Origin of the sequence: Streptomyces sp. NPDC001406 (genome assembly GCF_042895285.1) — a bacterium.
GTDB lineage: Bacteria > Actinomycetota > Actinomycetes > Streptomycetales > Streptomycetaceae > Streptomyces.
The window spans coordinates 157,018-174,789 of record NZ_JBIAWG010000006.1; the positions used below are offsets into that span (position 1 = coordinate 157,018).

Consider the following 17,772-nt stretch of genomic DNA (forward strand, 5'->3'; position numbering starts at 1 on the left):
ATTGACGCATGCCCGGACATGCGGCTGTTATTACGCCCACGATGTTCGGTCGAGTTGGTTTCTGATCGGTTTCGAGAACCTTTCGGAGGCCGGCTCACCCCCTTGATCGAACCCCTGCCTTCAGGAGCCGCCATGCGCCTCTCGCCCTCGGGTCTTGCCGTTCCGGGTCCCAGCCGTCGCTCCCTGCTCCGTGGAGTGGGTGGCGCCGCCGTCCTCGCCGGCGCCGGTATACCCCTGCTGTCCGCCTGTGGCGGCAGCGGCGCCTCTTCGGACCCGAAGACCGTCACCCTCGGCTCCAACGCGTCCGACGCCGTGCCGAAGAAGGCCTTCGAGTCCGTCTACGCCGCCTTCAAGAAGCAGGCCGGCATCACGGTCGACGTGAACACCAAGGACCACAACACCTTCCAGGAGCAGATCAACTCCTACCTCCAGGGCACGCCGGACGACGTGTTCAACTGGTTCGCCGGCTACCGGATGCAGTTCTTCGCGGCCAAGAAGCTCGCCACCCCGATCGACGACGTGTGGGCGAAGATCGGGGACAACTTCCCCGACGCGATGAAGAAGCTCAGCAAGGGCGAGGACGGCAAGTACTACTTCGTCCCGCTGACCACGTACCCGTGGGCGATCTTCTACCGCAAGAGCGTCTTCCAGCAGCACGGCTACAAGGTCCCCGCCACGTGGGACGAACTGGTCGCGCTGTGCAAGCAGATGAAGAAGGACGGCCTGGTCCCGATCGCCTTCGGCGACAAGGACGCCTGGCCCGCCATGGGCACCTTCGACCAGATCAACTTCCGCCTCAACGGCTACGACTTCCACGTCCAGTTGATGGCGGGCAAGGCCTCCTGGACCGACTCCAAGGTCAAGGCCGTCTTCGACCACTGGGCCGAGCTCCTCCCCTACCACCAGGACGGCTTCATGGGCCGCACCTGGCAGGACGCCGCCCAGTCGCTGGTGTCCAAGAAGGCCGGCATGTACCTCCTCGGCTCCTTCGTGGCCCAGCAGTTCACCAACAAGGCCGACCTGGACGACCTCGACTTCTTCCCCTTCCCGGAGATCAACTCCGCGTACGGCCAGGACACCGTGGAGGCGCCCACCGACGGCTTCATGGTCAGCAAGGCCCCCAAGAACCACGACGGCGTCGTCAAGCTGCTGGAGTACCTGGGCAGCCCGGAGGCCGAGCAGACCTACCTCAAGACCGACCCGAGCGTGGTGGCCGCCTCCAGCAAGGCCGACACCTCCTCCTACTCGGCGCTGCAGAAGAAGGCGTTCGACATGATCAGCGGCGCCAAGACCCTCACCCAGTTCATGGACCGCGACTCCCGGCCGGACTTCACCTCGACGGTGATGCAGCCCGGCCTGCAGAAGTTCCTCCAGAACCCCAAGGGCGTGGACGGCTTGCTGTCGTCGATCGAGCGCCAGAAGAAGCAGATCTTCGCGTCCTCGTGAGCAACGGCATGACAACCGACATGACGACGAAGACACCGGAGGCGGCCGCCGTGCCGCCTCCGGGCGCTGCCTCCGCATCCAAGCGGGCGGGCCAGGGCCATCGGCGCCTGCTGACCCGCCGTGACCGGTTCACGCTCGCCCTGATGGCGGGCGTGCCCACGGTCCTGCACGTGGCCCTGGTCTGGGTCACCGCCCTCGCCTCCATCGCGCTCGCCTTCACCACCTGGGACGGCATCGGGTTCGACTCGATCAAGTGGGTGGGCCTCGACAACTTCAAACAACTCTTCAACGACAACCCGCAGTTCTGGCCGGCCGTCCAGCACAACGTCATCTGGTTCGTCGTCCTGATCCTCATCCCGACGCCGCTCGGCCTCTTCCTCGCCATTCAGCTGGACAAGAAGATCCGCTTCAGCCGCGTCTACCAGACGGCGTTCTTCCTGCCGGTCGTCATCTCCATGGCGTGCATCGGCTTCGTCTGGCAGCTGGTCTACAACCCGGACACGGGCCTGATCAACAGCATCATCGGCGCCAACAAGCCGGGCCACTACATCGACTGGATCGGCGACCCCAAGCTCAATCTGTGGGCCGTCCTCATCGCCGCCTCCTGGCGGCACACCGGCTACATGATGATCCTGTACCTGGCCGGTCTGAAGAGCGTCGACCCGTCGCTCAGGGAGGCCTCCGCGCTGGACGGCGCCAATGAGTGGCAGACGTTCAAGAGCGTCATCTTCCCGACGCTGCGACCCACCAACACGGTCGTCCTGGTCGTCACCATCATCGAGGCCCTGCGCGCCTTCGACCTGGTGTTCGTGTTCAACAAGGGCGCCCAGGGCACCGAGTTGCTGTCGATCCTGGTGACCAACAACATCATCGGCGAGTCCAGCCGCATCGGTTACGGGTCGGCGATCGCGGTGGTCCTGCTGGTCATCTCGCTCGCCGTGATCATCCCCTACCTGGTGGCCACCTTCCGGAAGGAGCGGCGATCGTGAGCGCCCCCACCCTCGCGGCCGGCGCGCTCAAGAAGCGCGCGCCCGTCCGCCCCGCCCGCATCCTGCTGCACGTCTTCCTCGCCGGCACGGCCCTCGCGTGGCTCGCCCCGCTGCTGTGGGCGATCTTCTCGGCCCTGCGCCCGTACAGCGAGACCAGCGAGAAGGGCTATGTGTCCTGGCCGGACACGTTGAACTTCGACAACTTCAAGAACGCGTTCGAACAGTCGGACATGACGCACTACTTCGGCAACACATTGCTGATCGCGGTGCCGGCGGTGCTTCTGACGCTGTTCCTGTCGTCGATGGTCGCCTTCTACGTCAGCCGCTTCGACTTCCGCCTCAACCTCGCGCTGCTGCTGGTCTTCACGGCGGGCAACCTGCTGCCGCAGCAGGTCATCATCACCCCGCTGTACCGGATGTATCTGCTCACCGACCTGCCCGGCATCACGCAGAGCGGCAAGCTCTACGACTCGGCGCTCGGCCTGGTGCTGATCCATGTGGCGTTCCAGTCCGGCTTCTGCGCGTTCGTGCTCAGCAACTACATGCGCTCGCTGCCGCACGAACTGACCGAGGCCGCGCTCGTGGACGGCGCCTCGGTGTGGCGGCTGTACTGGCAGATCACGCTGCCGCTGTGCAAGCCGGCGATGGCGGCCCTGGCCACCCTGTTGTCGATCTGGATCTACAACGACTTCTTCTGGGCCCTCGTACTGATCTCGACCGGTGAGAACATGCCGATCACCTCGGCCCTGAACAACCTCTCCGGCCAGTACTTCACGGACCCCAACCTGGTCGCCGCGGGCGCCCTGCTCACCGCGATCCCCACCCTGATCGTCTACTTCGCGCTCCAGCGGCAGTTCGTCAGCGGTCTCACCCTGGGCTCCAACAAGGGCTGACCCGGCTCCACTTGAAAGAGAACCCCGTGCACAACCCGTTCACCCCCGTCGCCTCGGTCCCCGTGGACCCGCGCAGCGCCCGGGTCCACGAGGAGGGCTGGCAGTCCTGGAGCCCCAGCGGTGCCTACGCCCTCGACGCGAGGCCGTACCGCCCGACGAACGACAACTGGGCGACCGTCTGCTACCGCCCCGGCCGCACCGTCCCCGCCGGGGTCTTCCAGGGCGAGGGCCTGCTCGCGCTCGACCCGGGCGACGGCGCCCCGGTCCGGCTGTGGGCGGGCGCCGCCCCGCTCCTGGACGTGCCGTCGATCAGGCTGACCGTCCGGGACGGTCACGCCGAGGTCGAGGCCGACGGACCGGTCAAGGAGTGGACGGACACCGGGATCCGGCCGGCGCTGGAGCGCTGGGCGGACGGCCTCGCGCTGCCCGCCCCGCGCCCGGCGCCGACGGTCTGGTGCTCCTGGTACGAGTACTTCACGGCCGTCACCGAGGACGACATCCACGAGAACCTGCGCGCGATGGACACCCTCGACCTGCCGATCGACGTCGTGCAGATCGACGACGGCCACCAGAGCGCGCTCGGCGACTGGCTCACCCTCTCCGGCCGCTTCCGCTCCCGGCGGGGCATCGCGGACGCCATCCGGGCACGGGGCCGCCGGGCGGGCATCTGGACGGCCCCCTTCCTGGTCGCCCCGGACAGCGAACTCGCCGGAACGCACCCGGAGTGGCTGGTCCGCGACGGCGACGGCAACCCGCTGTCCGCCGGCCGCAACCGGGGCCACGACCTGTACGTCCTGGACACCACCCACCCGGCAGCGGCGGCCTGTCTGTACGACGTCTTCGTGACGCTGCGCGCCGAGGGCTACGACTACTTCAAGGTCGACTTCCTCTACGCGGGCGCCCTGGAGGGCGTACGGCACTCGGGGGCGGACGCGCTGACCGCGTACCGCAGGGGCGTCGCCCTGATCCGCGAGGCCATCGGAGCCGACGCCTACCTGCTGGGCTGCGGCGCGCCGATCCTGCCCTCCATCGGCCTGTTCGACGCGATGCGGGTCAGCCCCGACACGGCCCCGCACCGGCGGCCCCAGGCCGGTGACTACAGCCAGCCGGGCCAGGACCCGGCCGAGTTCACCGGTGCCGGCCGCCAGTGGCAGCACGGCCGGCTCTGGATCAACGACCCCGACTGCCTGATGGCCCGCCCGGCCGTTGAGACCCGTGAGCGCTGGGCCGCCCATGTGGAGGCCACCGGCGGGCTGATGGCCTCCAGCGACCGTCTGCTGTCCCTCGACCAGTGGGGCGTGAACACCACGCGCCGCCTTCTGACCTCGGCGGGAGCCACCCGATGAAGCGCACCCTGTCCGTCCCCGGCATCGCCTACGGCGGCGACTACAACCCCGAGCAGTGGCCCGAGGAGGTGTGGGCCGAGGACGTACGCCTCATGCGCGAGGCGGGCGTGAACATGGTCAGCGTCGGGATCTTCTCGTGGGCGCTGATGGAACCGTCCGAGGGCGCGTACGACTTCTCGCGCATGGACCGGATCCTCGGCCTGCTGCACGAGAACGGCATCGCCGCCGACCTGGCCACGCCGACCGCGGCCCCGCCCGCCTGGTTCTTCCGGGCCCACCCCGAGGCCCTGCCGGTCGACCGGGACGGCCGGACCCTCTCCTACGGCAGCCGCCAGACGTTCTGCCCCAGCAGCCCCGCCTACCGCGAGGCGGCCCTGCGCATCACGGGCGCGCTCGCCGAGCGCTACGCCGACCACCCGGCCGTCGTGATGTGGCACGTGCACAACGAGTACGGCTGCCACAACGCGGCCTGCTACTGCGACACCAGCGCGGAGGCCTTCCGCCGCTGGTTGCGCGCCCGGTACGGCGACGACCTGGCGGCCCTCAACCACGCCTGGGGCACGACGTTCTGGAGCCAGTGGTACTACGCCTGGGACGAGATCCTCCCGCCCCGGGCCACCGGCGCCGTCCCCAACCCCACCCACCAGCTGGACTGGCGGCGCTTCTGCTCCGACGAACTGCTGTCGCTGTGCACGGCGGAGCGCGACGAGCTGCGGGCGGCGGCCCCGGCGATCCCCGCCACCACCAACTTCATGGTGATGCACAACTTCGACGCGCTGGACTACTGGCGCTGGGCGCCGGAGCTGGACGTGGTCTCCAACGACCACTACCTCATGTCCGCCGACCCCGAGTCGGAGATCGACGTGGCGCTCAGCGGCGATCTGATGCGCTCCCTGGCCGGCGGCCCCTGGCTGCTGATGGAGCACTCCACCGGTGCCGTCAACTGGCAGCCGGTCAACCGCGCCAAGCGCCCCGGCGAGCTGCGCCGGAACGCCCTCGCCCATGTGGCGCACGGCGCGGACGGCATCGCCTACTTCCAGTGGCGGGCGGCGAAGGCGGGCGCCGAGCAGTGGCACTCGGCGATGCTGCCGCACTCCGGCACCGACAGCCCCATCTGGCGGGACGTGGTCCGGCTCGGTGCGGATCTGCAGGCCCTGGCCGAGGTGCGCGGCAGCACGGGTACGGCCGAGGTCGCGATCGTCTGGGACTGGAACGCCCGCTGGGCCGTGGAACTGCCCTCCCAGCCGAGCGGTGAACTCCGCTACCTGGAGCTGGCGCGGGCCTGGTACGAGCCGCTGTGGCGCTCGGGCGTGGCCGTGGACTTCGTCCGCCCCGACGCCGACCTCTCCGCGTACCGCGTGGTCCTGGCCCCGAACCTCTACCTCGTCGACGACACGGGCGCGGCGAACCTCACGTCGTACGCCGAGCGCGGCGGCACGCTGGCCGTCGGCTTCCACAGCGGGGCGGTCGACGAGAACTGCCATGTGCGGCTGGGCGGTTACCCGGGCGCGTTCCGGGAGGTCCTGGGCGTGCGCACCGACGAGCTGTTCCCGCTCCTGCCGGGCGAGCCGGTCGGCCTGAGCGGTGAGGTGCCCGACGGCGCCTCGGGCACGCTCTGGTCGGAGCGGGTGCGGCTCGAAGGCGCCGAGGCGGTCGCGTCGTACGCGGACGGTCCGCTGGCCGGTGTCCCGGCCGTGACCCGGCACGCGCACGGCACGGGCACCGCCTGGTACGTGGCGACGCTCCCCGACCCGGACACCCTCGCCGGGCTCCTCGACCGCATCCGTGCCGAGGCGGGCGTGGCGCCGGTGCGCACCGCCCCGCCCGGGGTCGAGGTGGTCCTGCGGCGCGGCACCGACGCGGACTACCTGTTCGTCATCGACCACGCCGGTCGGGGCGGGGAGGTCCCGGTCGCGCCGGGCGCGACGGAGCTCCTGTCCGGCAAGGAGACCCTCGGCACGGTCACCGTCGCGCCCGGCGACATCGCCGTGGTCCGGGAGCCGCGGGCTCAGTGAGCCCAGTCCAGCCGGGCCCGCTGACCGGGCGTCAACTCCAGGTCCACGGCGGCGAGGTTCTCCTCCAACTGGTCTCCCGTGCCACGTCCCGCAGGGCGGCGAGGCGGGGCGGGGTGCCGGGTGGTCGAAGTCGGACCAAGGTCAGTCCCGCTTCCGCGCGCAGCTAGTCCAGGAGCTGGGCCTCCGCACCGCACAGCTCGTGCCCGGGGCGGGCGGCCGGGCCCCGAGCTTGGTCGTGTATCACGACGCGGCGAACGGCCCGTCCAGCGCCGCCCATTGGAGGAGCATGATGGTCTTGGCGTCGGCGATCTCGCCGGTGCGGATCATCTCCAGGGCCCTGCGGAAGGGGAGTTCGAGGATCTCGATGTCCTCGCCCTCCTCGTCCAGCCCCCCGCCCTCGTGGGTGCGGGTGGAGGGGCCGTAGGCGGCCGCGTAGAAGCTGACGCGTTCGGTGACCGAGCCCGGGCTCATATAGACGTCGAAGACGTGCTCCACCGCGCCGACGGTGTGCCCGGTCTCCTCCACCGCCTCGCGTCTGACGGCGATCTCCGGGTGCTCGTCATCGTCGTCGAGCAGCCCGCCCGGCGTCTCCACCAGCATGCCGTCCGGGTGACCGTTGACATACACCGGGAAGCGGAACTGCCGGGTGAGCAGCACGGTTTCGTGTTCCTTGTCGTACAGCAGCAGGGTGGCGCCGTTGCCCCGGTCGTGCGTCTCGCGCTGCTGGGTGCTCCAGGTCCCGTCGGCGCGCCGGATGTCGAAGGTGGTGGCACGTTCGACGTACCAGTGGCTGGACAGGAGCTTCACCTCCCGGACCTTGACCCGCGGATTGCGGCTCAGCTCCAGCCCCGTCCGGTCGAGTCCGGTACGGCCCCGGCGGTCCGGGATGTCGATGCCTTCGGTCGTCATGGTCACCTCTCTATCACCCGGGCCCGCGGTGTCTCGGCGACCATGGTCATCGGTGTGCTCGGTCAGTGGGCGACGCCCATCGTGCGCCGGATCGTCTCGGGGTGGTCGAGCACCGACAGCATGTGATGGGCCACGTCGGCGCGGGAGATGCTGGTGCCACCGCGCAGGTTCTGTTCGAAGGCGGTGCGGTAGACGCCGGTGAGGGGCTTGTCGGTGAAACGGGGCGGGCGCGAGATGGTCCAGTCCAGACCGCTGTCGCGCACCAGGTCTTCCATCACCGCGAGGTCGGCGTAGTGCGCGCCGAACATGGTGCGGGCGAGCGGGGCGCCCAGGTGGCGCATGAAGAAACCGTCGCCCGGGTCGTGCCTCGGCGGGTTCGGCCGGGCCGGCGACGCCACGGTGCCGATCGGCGCCGCGCTGACGACCACGAGGCGCCGTACACCGGTCGCCCGCATCGCGGCCACGACGGCCTGCGTACCGCGCGAGGTGATGCCCGCGTCGGCCCTGGGCCTGCGGGGCCCGAGTCCCGACAGGACGGCGTCCCGGCCGTCGACGGCGGACGCGAGCACGCCCGGGTCCGGCGCCGCCAGATCGGCCGTGACGACGCGCACCCGTCCGCCCCGCCCGGCCAGGTTCGCGGGGTTGCGTACGACGGCGGTGACGTCATGGCCCGCGGCGACGGCCTGTTCGAGAAGGTGGCGGCCGACGCCGCCGGTGGCCGCGAAGACGGTGAGCTTCATGGGTCGTTCCTCCTGGGCTTGGGTGAGTTCCCGGATCGCGCGATCCGACGTCGGTCCCGCGTCACGCGAGGCCCGTGAGCTTCTCCGGATTGGTCAGGAAGTAGATGCCGCACACCTGTTGGCCGTCCGGCACCAGGTCGAGGACCAGTACGGCGAAGGGCGAGTCACCGCTGAACAGCAGTGCCGAGGGGTCGCCGTTGACCCGCCGGTAGCGGACGTCCAGGCCGCTCGGGGCCCGCTCGGTCCCCCTGGCCAGCATCTCGGCGACCTTCTCCCGGCCGTGCACAGGACGCGGCCCCGCGGCGGTGGCCTTGCCCCCGCCGTCGGCCCACAGCGTCACGTCGGGCGCCAGGAGCCGCAGCAGCGTCTCCAGATCGCCGCCGGAGACCGCGGCCACGAACCGCTCGGTGACCTGCTGTCGCAGCCGCGGATCGGCCTGGTAGCGCGGGCGGCGGGCCTGCACGTGCTCGCGTGCGCGATGCGCGAGCTGGCGTACGGCCGCGGGGCTGCGCCCCAGGATCTCCGCGGTCTCGGTGTGGGCATAGCCGAACACCTCGTGCAGGACGAACACCGCGCGCTCCAGCGGGGTGAGCGTCTCCAGGACGACCATGAGCGCCATCGACACCGACTCGGTGTGTTCGGCCGGGTCCACGAGGGGGGTGACCAGCGGCTCGGGCAGCCATGGACCGACATAGGTCTCGCGGCGCCGGTCGATGGCGGCCTGCCGGGCGAGCGCCTTGTGCACCGCGATCCGGGCCAGATAGGCGCGCGGACTGTTGACCGGCTCCACGTCCCCCGACTCGCCCCTGGACGACCACGCCAGCCAGGTCTCCTGCAGCACGTCCTCGCTGTCGGCGACGCTGCCGAGCATGTTGTAGACGATGGAGAACAGCAGCTCACGGTGTTGGACGAACACGTTGGTCGCCGCGTCCAGGGCGCTTTGCCGGGCACTGCCCGCCGACGGGGTGTCGGACATCTTCGGACCTCCTGCGGTGTCTTGCTTCTAAGAGCAGCAGGAGGAGTCGGAGTGTGACATCCGGAAGTGACGGCCGTGCCATATGCATCGAGGCTCTGCTCGCCTCGGCGAACAGAGCCTCGATCATGTCGAACGGAGCGGAGCTCCGGTCGGGACGACAGGATTTGAACCTGCGACCCCTTGACCCCCAGTCAAGTGCGCTACCAAGCTGCGCCACGTCCCGGTGCGCTCACTCACGGTGACCCGTGTGATCGCGCGAACAGAACTTTACCGCACGTGGCGGGCCGCGCCGAAGGGGGCACCGCGGGGCGGTGGACAATCGGTCCTATGGGCAGCGCAGAGGCATCGCGGGGACGGCCGGTGGAGACCCGGGACCGGGACAGTGAGGGGCGCGCGAGGAACGCGAGGCCGCGGGACGGGCTCGGGCGGCCGTTGCCGTACGGCGCCGCCGGGGTGGAGCGGCAGCCCGAGGGGGTCCTGCGGACTCCCCGGGAGACGGTCTCGCAGGCGCAGGCGCTGCTGGACGCGGGGAAGCCGTTCCACGCGCACGAGGTCTTCGAGGACGCCTGGAAGTCGGGTCCGCGGGACGAGCGCGCGCTGTGGCGGGGGCTGGCCCAACTGGCCGTGGGGCTCACGCACGCGGCCCGGGGCAATGTCACCGGTGGCGTACGGCTGCTGCGGCGCGGCGCGGGCGCCGTCGAGGAGTGGGCGGCGGAGCGCGGGGAGCGGCGGCCGTACGGGATGGATCTCGCCGGGCTCGTCGGCTGGGCACGGGACCTGGCGGACGACGTGGAGCGGGATGCCGCAACCGCGGTCGACGCCGCGGCGCGGGCGCCCCGGCTGCGGGGGCACGGGGTGCCGTAGCGGGGTGTGTGGAGGCGGTGGACTCACTGTCAGTGGCATGCGGCAGACTCGGGGGCGTGCGAAAGATTCATGTCATCGGTATCGGTGCGGGCGACCCCGACCAGCTGACCCTGCAGGCGGTCAAGGCGCTGCGGAGCACCGACGTGTTCTTCCTCCTCGAAAAGGGCGAGGTGAAGAGCGATCTGACGCGGCTGCGCCGGGACATGCTGGACGCGCACATACCGGAGGGGTCGTACCGGCTGGTGGAGGCGCGCGACCCGGAGCGGGACCGGAGCGCCGGCGGTGCGGCGTACTCACCGGCGGTCGGGGACTGGCGCAGCGCCCGCGCCGACATCTACGAGCGGCTGATCGCCGGGGAACTCGGGGCCGACGAGAGCGGGGCCTTCCTGGTCTGGGGGGACCCTTCGCTGTACGACAGCACGCTCGCGATCCTCGATGAGGTGCTCGCGCGGGGTGCGGTGGCCTTCGAGTACGACGTGGTGCCGGGCATCAGCAGTGTCTCGGCGCTCGTCGCGCGGCACCGCACGGGACTGAACCGGGTGGCCCGGCCGGTGCAGATCACCACGGGGCGGCGGCTGGCCGAGGGGTTCCCGGAGGGGGTGGACGACGTGGTGGTGATGCTCGACGCGCACCAGACCTTCCGGCAGTACGCCGAGCAGGACATCGACATCTACTGGGGCGCGTACATCGGCACCCCGGACGAGATCCTCGTCTCCGGTCCCCTCGCCGAGGCCGGCCCGCGCATCGAGCGGGTGCGCGCCGAGGCGCGTGAGCGCAAGGGCTGGATCATGGACACGTATCTGCTGCGCAGGCACCCCGGGGAAGACTGACCGGTACTCCCCGGTCACGGCGGTTCGAGGCCGAGTCTTTCCAGTACGGCCGCCACGCCGGGGACCGCGGTCACGCCGGGCGGGAGCGGGGGGCGTTGTACGACGACCACGGGCAGGCCGAGTTCACGCGCGGCCGTCAGTTTGGCGGCCGTCGCCTCTCCCCCGCTGTCCTTGGTGACCAGCACGTCGATGCGGTGGGCGCGCAGCAGCGTCAGCTCGTCGGCCACGGTGAACGGCCCGCGGGCCAGGATCACTTCGGCGTCGGGCGGCATCGGCGGCTCGGGCGGCTCCACGGACCGTACGACGAAGTGCAGGTCCGTCAGCCGGGCGAAGGCCGCGAGGCCCAGGCGCCCGGTGGTCAGGAACACCCGCCGGCCGAGGCCGGGCAGCGCGTCGGCGGCCGCGGCCAGGGAGGGGACCGGGTGCCGGCGGTCGCCGGGTGCGGGTCGCCAGCCGGGGCGGCGCAGGACCACCAGGGGCAGCCCGGTGGCCCGCGCGGCCCGTGCCGCGTTCGCGGTGATGGACGCGGCGAAGGGGTGCGTGGCGTCCACGACCGCGTCCGCCCGCTGCTCGCGCAGCCAGTCCGCCAGCCCCTCCGCACCGCCGAAGCCACCGATCCGTACGTCCCCCTCCACTGCCCCGGGCCGGGCCACCCGGCCCGCGAGCGAGGTGGTGACCCGGACACCGGGGCGGGCCGCGAGGGCGGCGGCCAGCCGGCGGGCCTCGGTGGTGCCGCCGAGGATCAGGATGTGCGGGGACATGGCAGTGAGCGTACGACGCCGGTTCGGGTCGGATGACAGTCGGTGGGAGGGGGCCCGCCCGCTCGGGAGGCGATGTCGTACGGTCCGGTGCGCCGCCCGGATCGCTATCGTCCAGGCATGGAATCCGTGCGTGCCGTGCTGATCGACATCGACGGGGTGCTCACCGTCTCGTGGCAGCCGCTGCCGGGGACGGTGGAGGCGTTGCGGGAGATCCGTGCGGCCGGGCTCGGGGTCGCGCTGGTCACCAACACCACCTCCCGTACGCGCGCGTCGATCGCCGGGACGCTGTCGGAGGCCGGGTTCGAGGTGAGGGCCGAGGACGTCCTCACCGCGCCCTCGGTCACCGCGGCCCATCTGGCCGAGCACTACCCCGGCGCCCGGTGCGCCCTGCTCAACAGCGGGGACATCGCGGAGGATCTCGCCGGCATCACCCTGGTCGACGGGGACACCGTCCCGGACGTGGTGGTCGTCGGCGGCGCGGGGCCCGAGTTCGGCTACACGGCGCTCAACCGGGCCTTCGGGCAACTGCAGCGGGGTGCGCGGCTGGTGGCCATGCACCGCAATCTGTACTGGCGGACGGCCGAGGGGCTGCAGTTGGACACGGGAGCGTTCCTGGTCGGGCTGGAGAAGGCGGCACGCGTCGAGGCGGAGATCACGGGCAAGCCCGCGCCGGCGTTCTTCGGGGCGGCGCTGGCCCGGCTGGGGGTGCGTGCGGACCAGGCCCTGATGGTCGGCGACGACATCGAGTTCGACGTACTGGCGGCACAGCGCGCCGGGATCACCGGTGTCCTGGTGAAGACCGGCAAGTACCTGCCGGAGACCCACGAGAGGGCGAGCGGCACCCCGGACCACGTCCTGGACTCGTTCGCGGACCTGCCCGCGCTGCTGAACCTAACGCAGTAGCAGCTGAGCGCCGCCCACGACGGTCGCCGCGATCACCAGTTGCTCGAACAGCCGCTGGTTGATCCTGTTCACAGCCCAAGTGCCGAACAACGCTCCGGGTACGACGAACACCACGAGCGCGGCGTCAAGGAGCAGCGAGCGGCCGTCGATCAGGCCGAGGCCGGCGCTGAAGGGCACCTTGGACACGTTCACGATCAGGAAGAAGAAGGCCGAGGTGCCAAGGAAGCCCAGCTTCCGGAAGCCCGCGGACAGCAGGTACATCGACATCACCGGGCCGCCCGCGTTGGCGACCATCGTGGTGAAGCCGCCGAGGACGCCGTAGGAACGGGCCTTGACCCGGCCGGCCCGGGTGACGACCGAGTCCGGCTCCTCGTCCGCGTCGGCCCGGCGCCGCCGCCACACCGTGACCGCGGCCATCAGCAGCAGGATCGCGCCGATGGAGGTCCGTACGATCCCGTCGTCGGCCCACACGAGGAACAGCGTGCCGAACACCACGCCGGCCGCCACCGCCGGGAACAGCCGCCACAGCGTGGGCCAGTGGGCGTGCCGGCGGTAGGTGGCGACGGCGAGCAGGTCGCCCGCGATCAGTACGGGGAGCAGGACGCCGGTGGAGGCGCGGGCGGGCAGGACGGCCGCGAAGACGGCGAGACTGACCGTGTTGGCCCCGCTGACGGCGGTCTTGGAGAAGCCGACGAGCAGCGCCGCGAAGGCGAGGGCGGCGAACTCCCAGCCGGTTATGTGCCAGAGCGTCATCGTGTTCATGCGGGCACCGATGCTATGCGCATGCATGTGCCGGTGTAAGCGGTGTCTCGGCTGGTGGTCGTGGTACCGACGGGCGTGGCGAAGTGCCGCCGCTCAGTGCCTCTCCACCAGCACCGCGCTCCCCTGCCCCACGCCCACGCACATGGTCGCCAGCCCGCGCCCGGCTCCGGTGCGCCGCATGCGGTGGAGCAGGGTGGTGAGGATGCGGGCGCCGGAGCAGCCCAGCGGGTGGCCGAGAGCGATCGCGCCGCCGGTCGGGTTCACCAGCTCCGGGTCGATGCCGAGCTGGTCGACGCAGGCGAGGGCCTGGGCGGCGAACGCCTCGTTGAACTCGGCCTCCTGGAGGTCGCCGATCTCCCAGCCCGCGCGGGCGAGCGCCTTGCGGGTGGCGGGCACCGGGCCGATGCCCATCACATCGGGGTGGACTCCGGCCGAGGCACCGGCGACGTACCGGCCCAGCGACTCCAGCCCCAGTTCGTTCAGGGCCTCCTCGCTGACCAGCAGCAGTCCGGCCGCGCCGTCGTTCATCGGCGAGGCGTTGCCCGCGGTGACCGTCCCGCCGGCGCGGAAGACCGGCTTCAGCCGGGCGAGCTTCTCGTACGAGGTGTCCTCGCGGACGCACTCGTCGCTGTCGACGACGATGCCGTCCGGGCGCTCGACGGGCAGGAGTTCGTCGTCGAAGTGGCCGTTCTTCCGTGCGGCGGCGGCGAGTTGGTGGCTGCGCAGGGCGAACTCGTCCTGCCGCTGGCGTGTGATGCCGTAGCGCTCGGCGACCTCCTCGGCGGTCTCGCCCATGGACAGCAGGCCGTGGAGCTCCTTCATCGCGGGGTTGACCAGGCGCCAGCCGAGGCGGGTGTCGACGGTCTCGATGCGGTGCGGCAGGGCCTCGTCGGGGCGGGGCAGGACGAAGGGGGCGCGGCTCATGGACTCGGAGCCGCCGGCGATCACGATGTCGGCCTCGCCCGCGGCGACGGTGCGGGCGGCGGTGGTGACCGCCTCCAGGCCGGAGGCGCAGAGCCGGTTGACGGTGGCGCCGGGTACGGATTCGGGCAGTCCGGCGAGCAGCGCGGCCATCCGGGCGATATTGCGGTTGTCCTCGCCCGCCTGGTTGGCTGCGCCCCAGTAGACGTCGTCGATGCGGGCCGGGTCGAGCGCGGGCACCTCGGCGACCAGGTGGCGGATCACCGTCGCCGCCAGGTCGTCGGGCCGGACCGGGGACAGGGCGCCGCGCAGCTTGCCGATGGGGGTGCGGCGGGCGGCCGCGAAGTGGACGGGACGCACGAAGGACTCCTGACCGACGACGTTGTCGAACCAAGTCGAATTAATTAGCACTGCTAGTTTTGGACTATAGACCTCGGACCGGCCCCCTGGGAAGATCCTCGGGCACCTTCACCGAGGCAGCCGGAGGAGACATGGCCGACACGCGGGAGCACGTCCTCACCGGGACCCGCGGCACGATCAGCGCACGCGAGTGGCCGCACCCGCGGCCCCGGTACATCGCCCTGGTGGTGCACGGGTACGGCGAGCACGCGGGCCGCTACGACGCACTCGCCGACGTCCTGACCGGGCACGGGGCGGTGGTCCACGGCCCCGATCACATCGGCCACGGCAGGTCGGCGGGCGAACGCGTGGTGATCGAGGACTTCGAGGACGTGGTCACCGATCTGCACACCGTGGCCGGCCTGGCCCGCACCGCGCACCCGGACCTGCCGGTCGTCGTGATCGGCCACTCCATGGGCGGCCTGATCGCGGCCCGCTACGCCCAGCGGTACGGCGACGAGCTCGCCGCGCTCGTGCTGTCCGGCCCGGTCATCGGCGTCTGGGAGCTGCCGGGGCGGCTGCTCGCGCTCGACGAGATCCCGGACACCCCCATCAGCCCGGGCGCGCTCTCCCGCGACCCGGCGGTGGGTGCCGCGTACGCCGCCGATCCACTGGTCTGGCACGGTCCGATGAAGCGCCCGACGCTGGAGGCGTTCGTACGGGCCCTGGAGACCGTCGCCAAGGGCGGCGACGCCGGTCCGCTCCCATTGCTGTGGCTGCACGGCGACGACGACCGGCTGGTGCCGCTGCCCGGCAGCCGGATCGGCGTGGAGCGGCTGAGCGGCGGCCGGCGGACCGAGCGGATCTACGCCGGGGCGCGGCACGAGGTCTTCAACGAGACGAACCGCGCGGAGGTCTTCACGGACCTGACCGCGTTCCTGGACAGCGTGCTGACGGACTGATTCCGGACGGTCCGCCGCCCGTAGAACGTGCGGCGGGGCGTCGCCGCCCATGCCGCCGGCGGGGTGAGCCCGGTGGCCCGCTCGCGGGGCGCATTCGGCCGCTTCTTCAAGGGACTCGACCTGATGGCCCCGGGGATCGTCTCCATGACGGACCGGCCCGTGACGGGGCGGCACGGCGGCTCGCCGCCCCCGCTTCACGACATCCGGATGACGATCTTCCCGCACCGGTTGCCGTGCTCCAGCGCCGCGTAGGCCTGCGGGGTCTCCTCCAGCGGGACCACCCGGTCGACGCGCGGGGTCAGCTTCCGGTCCTTGACGAGCCGGGACAACTCCTCCAGCCCCGTCCGGTCCGGCTCCACCACGAAGAACACGCCGCCCGCCCTGGCCGGGTCCGGCGGGGAGACGATGCTCACCAGTACGCCGCCGGGCCGCAGCACCAGCCAGGAACGGTCCTGGGTGTCACCGCCGACCGTGTCGAGGACCAGGTCCACGTCCTCGACGAACGACTCGAAGCGCCCGGCCCGATGGTCGACGACCTCATCGGCGCCCAGTTCCCGCACGAAGTCCGCGGTCTCGGCAGTGGCCGTGGCGACGACCCGGGCTCCCAGGGCGGCCGCGACCTGCACCGCGATCGACCCGACACCGCCCGCGGCGCCGTGCACCAGGACGTGCGCGCCGGGACGCACACCGCCATGGGTGACCAGCGCCTGCCACGCCGTGAGCCCGGCGAGCGGCAGGGCGGCCGCCCGGTCGTGATCGAGCCGCGGCGGCTTGGCGGCGAGCACGGCCGCCGGAACCGTGGTGAACTCGGCGGCCGCCCCGTCCCGGGTGAACGGGATCAGCCCGTACACCTCGTCGCCCGGGCCCCAGTCCGTCACCCCCGGGCCCGCCGCGACGACGACCCCCGACACCTCCTTCGACGGCACGATGGGCACCCGTGGGCTTCCGCTGCCGTCGAGCGCGTCCGTCCAGGTGGCGTCCCAGTCCAGCTCGCCCCGGGTGATCGAGGCGGACCGCACCGCCACCAGCACCTCACCCGCGCCGGCCACCGGGCGCGGTGCGTCCTCGTACGTCAGCTCCTGCGGGCCACCGCGCCGGTGACCCCGTACCGCGTGCATCGTGTCCATCCCGACCTCCGGATCCGCGGTCTCCAGACTGCCCACGCAGCACGTCGGTCCGCATCCGCGGTGACCCGCGGTCAGGTCACCGGTGCCAAGCCGCCGCCGGACATCCCCAGCACCCGGGCGATCGTGCGCAACACCCCGTTGTCGTTGTTGGACGGGGCCAGATGGCGGGCCCGGCCGACCACCTCCGGGTGGGCGTTGGCCATGGCGAAGGACCACTCGGCGGCGTCGAGCATCTCCAGGTCGTTGAGGTAGTCGCCGAACACCATGGTCTGCGCGGGAGTGATGCCGAGCTCGCGCTGCAGACCGCACAGGGCGGCGCCCTTGTTGGCGGTGCGGTTCATGACGTCGACCCAGTGCTCACCGGAGACGACGACCTGGTGGGTGTCCGCGAAGGCCGACAGGGCGGGCGCCGTGGTCCGCTCGGCCCGGCCGAAGTCGAACAGGGCCACCTTGATCACATCGTCGTCGACCGCGGTGACGTCCTCGACGACGCGGTGCTCGACGTAGTACTTGCGCACCTCGGCCACAAAGGGCTCGTCGGTGCGCTCCACATACGCGGACCGCTTGCCGCAGACGACGGCGCCCACGTCCACCCCGTCCGCCACCAGCCGCCGTACGGCCAGGGCGAGGCCGGCGGCAACGGCGGGTGCCAGCGGGTCCGAGCTCAGCTCCACCCCGTCGCGCACCACATAGGTGCCGTTCTCCGCGATGAACACCATGCCGTCGGCCACTTCGGCGAACTGCCGTGCCAGCGTGGCGTACTGACGGCCGCTCGCCGGGCTGAACAGCACACCGCGCCGGCGCAGTTCGGCCAGCATGGGCCACAGCCCCTCCGGGATCCGCTTGGCGTCGTCGAGGAGCGTGCCGTCCATGTCGGTGACGATCAGCCGGATGCCGGCGGGGTCGGTGGGCAGGTCGGGAGCGGCAAGGAGGGGCGCGGGGGAGGCGGGCATGTCCTGCTTCCGGTCGGGGACGGACGTACCCGAACC

17 protein-coding genes, 1 tRNA gene and 1 pseudogene are annotated in these 17,772 nt (G+C 71.5%); 9 read left to right on the top strand and 10 right to left on the bottom strand.

Annotation, left to right across the window (positions count from 1 at the left end):
* Positions 1–132 precede the first annotated feature (132 nt).
* Genes ACFY1J_RS16150 through ACFY1J_RS16170 form a run of 5 tightly spaced genes read left to right on the top strand, consistent with a single transcriptional unit; the run spans position 133 to position 6,689 of the window.
* Positions 133–1,446, top strand: coding sequence for an ABC transporter substrate-binding protein (locus tag ACFY1J_RS16150; RefSeq protein ID WP_390705631.1), 1,314 nt, complete (start codon positions 133–135; stop codon positions 1,444–1,446).
* An 8-nt stretch (positions 1,447–1,454) separates the two neighbouring features.
* Positions 1,455–2,435, top strand: coding sequence for a carbohydrate ABC transporter permease (locus ACFY1J_RS16155; RefSeq protein WP_390705630.1), 981 nt, complete (start codon positions 1,455–1,457; stop codon positions 2,433–2,435).
* Positions 2,432–3,328, top strand: coding sequence for a carbohydrate ABC transporter permease (locus tag ACFY1J_RS16160; RefSeq protein ID WP_263214807.1), 897 nt, complete (start codon positions 2,432–2,434; stop codon positions 3,326–3,328). The genes ACFY1J_RS16155 and ACFY1J_RS16160 overlap by 4 nt, the downstream gene beginning before the upstream one ends.
* A gap of 26 nt (positions 3,329–3,354) precedes the next feature.
* Positions 3,355–4,674, top strand: a complete 1,320-nt coding sequence (locus ACFY1J_RS16165; RefSeq protein ID WP_390731376.1) for a glycoside hydrolase family 36 protein — start codon at positions 3,355–3,357, stop codon at positions 4,672–4,674.
* Positions 4,671–6,689 carry a beta-galactosidase gene (locus tag ACFY1J_RS16170; protein WP_390705628.1) on the top strand — a complete coding sequence of 673 codons (2,019 nt, stop codon included), beginning with the start codon at positions 4,671–4,673 and terminating at the stop codon, positions 6,687–6,689. Before ACFY1J_RS16165 ends, ACFY1J_RS16170 begins: the two co-directional genes overlap by 4 nt.
* Here the strand turns inward: ACFY1J_RS16170 and ACFY1J_RS16175 are convergent.
* The 5 genes and pseudogenes from ACFY1J_RS16175 to ACFY1J_RS16195 form a co-directional block, all read right to left on the bottom strand.
* Positions 6,683–6,852: pseudogene (locus ACFY1J_RS16175) on the bottom strand (aldo/keto reductase); the annotation flags it as partial. The gene ACFY1J_RS16170 and the pseudogene ACFY1J_RS16175 sit on opposite strands and share 7 nt — an antisense overlap.
* 77 nt (positions 6,853–6,929) lie before the next feature.
* A complete protein-coding gene (locus tag ACFY1J_RS16180; RefSeq protein ID WP_390705627.1) occupies positions 6,930–7,598 on the bottom strand; it encodes an NUDIX domain-containing protein in 669 nt (222 codons plus the stop codon).
* 62 nt (positions 7,599–7,660) lie between these two features.
* Positions 7,661–8,338 (bottom strand): NAD(P)-dependent oxidoreductase, encoded by a 678-nt coding sequence (locus ACFY1J_RS16185; RefSeq protein WP_390705626.1) that lies wholly within the window; start codon positions 8,336–8,338, stop codon positions 7,661–7,663.
* A gap of 61 nt (positions 8,339–8,399) precedes the next feature.
* Complete coding sequence (sigJ, locus tag ACFY1J_RS16190; protein WP_390705625.1) at positions 8,400–9,314, bottom strand: RNA polymerase sigma factor SigJ; 915 nt, start codon at positions 9,312–9,314, stop codon at positions 8,400–8,402.
* Between the two features lie 149 nt (positions 9,315–9,463).
* Positions 9,464–9,537: transfer RNA gene (locus ACFY1J_RS16195), tRNA-Pro, on the bottom strand.
* A 104-nt stretch (positions 9,538–9,641) separates the two neighbouring features.
* Between ACFY1J_RS16195 and ACFY1J_RS16200 the strand changes: the two genes are divergently transcribed.
* On the top strand, positions 9,642–10,178 hold the full coding sequence (locus tag ACFY1J_RS16200; protein ID WP_390705624.1) for a DUF309 domain-containing protein: 537 nt from the start codon (positions 9,642–9,644) through the stop codon (positions 10,176–10,178).
* A 56-nt stretch (positions 10,179–10,234) separates the two neighbouring features.
* Complete coding sequence (cobF, locus tag ACFY1J_RS16205) at positions 10,235–11,008, top strand: precorrin-6A synthase (deacetylating) (RefSeq protein ID WP_390705623.1); 774 nt, start codon at positions 10,235–10,237, stop codon at positions 11,006–11,008.
* A gap of 14 nt (positions 11,009–11,022) precedes the next feature.
* On the opposite strand, the gene ACFY1J_RS16210 is transcribed toward cobF, so the two are convergent.
* Positions 11,023–11,769 (bottom strand): cobalt-precorrin-6A reductase, encoded by a 747-nt coding sequence (locus tag ACFY1J_RS16210; RefSeq protein ID WP_390731377.1) that lies wholly within the window; start codon positions 11,767–11,769, stop codon positions 11,023–11,025.
* Positions 11,770–11,886: 117 nt separating this feature from the next.
* Here ACFY1J_RS16210 and ACFY1J_RS16215 point away from each other — a divergent pair, with 117 nt between their 5' ends.
* Positions 11,887–12,672 (top strand): HAD-IIA family hydrolase, encoded by a 786-nt coding sequence (locus ACFY1J_RS16215; protein WP_390705621.1) that lies wholly within the window; start codon positions 11,887–11,889, stop codon positions 12,670–12,672.
* On the opposite strand, the gene ACFY1J_RS16220 is transcribed toward ACFY1J_RS16215, so the two are convergent.
* Together ACFY1J_RS16220 and ACFY1J_RS16225 are read right to left on the bottom strand one after the other, a co-directional pair.
* Complete coding sequence (locus ACFY1J_RS16220) at positions 12,661–13,434, bottom strand: sulfite exporter TauE/SafE family protein (RefSeq protein WP_390705620.1); 774 nt, start codon at positions 13,432–13,434, stop codon at positions 12,661–12,663. The two genes, ACFY1J_RS16215 and ACFY1J_RS16220, sit on opposite strands and share 12 nt — an antisense overlap.
* Before the next feature lie 93 nt (positions 13,435–13,527).
* The gene (locus ACFY1J_RS16225) at positions 13,528–14,715 is read right to left on the bottom strand and encodes a thiolase family protein (protein ID WP_390731378.1); all 1,188 of its coding nucleotides are present in this window, start codon (positions 14,713–14,715) and stop codon (positions 13,528–13,530) included.
* 131 nt (positions 14,716–14,846) lie between these two features.
* Here ACFY1J_RS16225 and ACFY1J_RS16230 point away from each other — a divergent pair, with 131 nt between their 5' ends.
* Positions 14,847–15,656, top strand: coding sequence for an alpha/beta hydrolase (locus tag ACFY1J_RS16230; RefSeq protein WP_390705618.1), 810 nt, complete (start codon positions 14,847–14,849; stop codon positions 15,654–15,656).
* A 194-nt stretch (positions 15,657–15,850) separates the two neighbouring features.
* Here the strand turns inward: ACFY1J_RS16230 and ACFY1J_RS16235 are convergent, their stop codons facing one another.
* Both ACFY1J_RS16235 and ACFY1J_RS16240 read right to left on the bottom strand, forming a co-directional pair.
* A complete protein-coding gene (locus ACFY1J_RS16235) occupies positions 15,851–16,783 on the bottom strand; it encodes an NADP-dependent oxidoreductase (protein WP_390731379.1) in 933 nt (310 codons plus the stop codon).
* A 71-nt stretch (positions 16,784–16,854) separates the two neighbouring features.
* Positions 16,855–17,736 carry a Cof-type HAD-IIB family hydrolase gene (locus tag ACFY1J_RS16240; RefSeq protein WP_390731496.1) on the bottom strand — a complete coding sequence of 294 codons (882 nt, stop codon included), beginning with the start codon at positions 17,734–17,736 and terminating at the stop codon, positions 16,855–16,857.
* Between the last annotated feature and the right edge of the window lie 36 nt (positions 17,737–17,772).

Excerpts from the sequence above, each read along its gene's own strand:
- ACFY1J_RS16155 (WP_390705630.1), top strand. The coding sequence starts at position 1,455 with ATGACAACCGACATGACGACGAAGACACCGGAGGCGGCCGCCGTGCCG.
- ACFY1J_RS16150 (WP_390705631.1), top strand. The coding sequence starts at position 133 with ATGCGCCTCTCGCCCTCGGGTCTTGCCGTTCCGGGTCCCAGCCGTCGC.
- ACFY1J_RS16180 (WP_390705627.1), bottom strand. The coding sequence starts at position 7,598 with ATGACGACCGAAGGCATCGACATCCCGGACCGCCGGGGCCGTACCGGA.
- ACFY1J_RS16235 (WP_390731379.1), bottom strand. The coding sequence starts at position 16,783 with ATGGACACGATGCACGCGGTACGGGGTCACCGGCGCGGTGGCCCGCAG.
- ACFY1J_RS16200 (WP_390705624.1), top strand. The coding sequence starts at position 9,642 with ATGGGCAGCGCAGAGGCATCGCGGGGACGGCCGGTGGAGACCCGGGAC.
- ACFY1J_RS16230 (WP_390705618.1), top strand. The coding sequence starts at position 14,847 with ATGGCCGACACGCGGGAGCACGTCCTCACCGGGACCCGCGGCACGATC.
- ACFY1J_RS16215 (WP_390705621.1), top strand. The coding sequence starts at position 11,887 with ATGGAATCCGTGCGTGCCGTGCTGATCGACATCGACGGGGTGCTCACC.
- ACFY1J_RS16220 (WP_390705620.1), bottom strand. The coding sequence starts at position 13,434 with ATGAACACGATGACGCTCTGGCACATAACCGGCTGGGAGTTCGCCGCC.
- sigJ (WP_390705625.1), bottom strand. The coding sequence starts at position 9,314 with ATGTCCGACACCCCGTCGGCGGGCAGTGCCCGGCAAAGCGCCCTGGAC.
- ACFY1J_RS16170 (WP_390705628.1), top strand. The coding sequence starts at position 4,671 with ATGAAGCGCACCCTGTCCGTCCCCGGCATCGCCTACGGCGGCGACTAC.
- ACFY1J_RS16185 (WP_390705626.1), bottom strand. The coding sequence starts at position 8,338 with ATGAAGCTCACCGTCTTCGCGGCCACCGGCGGCGTCGGCCGCCACCTT.
- ACFY1J_RS16240 (WP_390731496.1), bottom strand. The coding sequence starts at position 17,736 with ATGCCCGCCTCCCCCGCGCCCCTCCTTGCCGCTCCCGACCTGCCCACC.
- ACFY1J_RS16210 (WP_390731377.1), bottom strand. The coding sequence starts at position 11,769 with ATGTCCCCGCACATCCTGATCCTCGGCGGCACCACCGAGGCCCGCCGG.